1 protein-coding gene is annotated in these 715 nt (G+C 63.5%); it reads left to right on the forward strand.

The features are described from left to right. A partial coding sequence (locus ACPXCG_RS23960) for a class II aldolase/adducin family protein (protein WP_425794893.1) occupies positions 1-564 on the forward strand: 564 nt, incomplete at its 5' end. Positions 565-715 lie beyond the last annotated feature (151 nt).

Consider the following 715-nt stretch of genomic DNA (forward strand, 5'->3'; position numbering starts at 1 on the left):
CGGATCGATCTCGACGGCCAGGTGGTCGGGGAGACCTCGGCGCCGGTCAATCCGGCCGGGTTCGTCATTCACAGCGCCATTCATCGCGAACGTCCCGATGCGCATTGTGTATTGCACACCCACACACTGGCCGGGTGCGCGGTCGCCGCGTCAGAATCGGGGTTGCTCCCGCTCAACCAGATCTCGATGGAGTTCGCGGGACGGGTCGGCTACCACGACTACGAGGGTGTGGCGCTCAACCTCGACGAACAGAAGCGACTGGTGACCGACATCGGCTCCCACCCGGCGTTGATCCTCCGCAACCACGGTCTGCTGACGGTCGGAACCACTCCGGCGCAGGCATTTCTGCGGATGTACTACCTGAACAAGGCGTGTGAGATCCAAGTGGCGGCAACACGAGCCGGCGGGGTGGTCTTCCCGGACAGCGCCATCGTCGAGCACACCGCACAGCAACTCAATGGCGAGACGTCGGGAGATGACTTCACCGACGACGTCGGGTACGCCCTGGCGTGGGAGGCGATGCTGCGGCTCGTCGAGCGGATTGCGCCGGACTACAAGGAGTGATCCATCGGGGTCCTCGGTCAGCGGCTTCGTCGTTCACACGGAGGACGATCGTGGCGTCGGACCTTGCGTGAAGTAGCGTGAACGCGTTGTTGGCGATCGATGTTGGGGGGAATCTCGTGTTTACGCGGAAGATCTGGGTGCTGCTGCTTGC

Origin of the sequence: Gordonia sp. DT218 (genome assembly GCF_049847105.1) — a bacterium.
Taxonomy (GTDB): Bacteria; Actinomycetota; Actinomycetes; order Mycobacteriales; family Mycobacteriaceae; genus Gordonia.